Genomic DNA, 250 nt, shown 5'->3' on the forward strand with positions numbered 1-250 from the left:
TGGAGCCGGGTGTTAGGAGGGCATGAGCCGAGGAGAGCTGACGGACGCCCAATGGGAGCGGCTGGCAGGACTGCTGCCGCCCCAGAAACCCGCGCGGGGCCGACCGAACAAGGACCACCGCGAAGTGGGCCTGCTCCGGTTCGGTGGACAGGTTGACTACGCTGCCAGCCTCTTGGTTGCGGCCCTCCGCTCGTATTCCACTGGGCTGACGTAGCCCAGGGCGGAGTGGCGCCGCTTCCGGTTGTAGAAC

The 250-nt window shown here is 67.6% G+C and carries 1 protein-coding gene and 1 pseudogene; one reads left to right on the forward strand and one right to left on the reverse strand.

Going from position 1 to position 250, the window contains the following annotated elements:
- Positions 1–22 precede the first annotated feature (22 nt).
- Positions 23–127, forward strand: a pseudogene (locus D7V77_RS43090) (IS5/IS1182 family transposase); the annotation flags it as partial.
- A 29-nt stretch (positions 128–156) separates the two neighbouring features.
- Here D7V77_RS43090 and D7V77_RS46185 read toward each other — a convergent pair.
- On the reverse strand, positions 157–250 hold a 94-nt coding region (locus D7V77_RS46185; RefSeq protein WP_367303545.1), incomplete at its 5' end, for an IS3 family transposase.

This window comes from Corallococcus sp. CA041A, from assembly GCF_003612075.1.
Lineage (GTDB): Bacteria > Myxococcota > Myxococcia > Myxococcales > Myxococcaceae > Corallococcus > Corallococcus exiguus.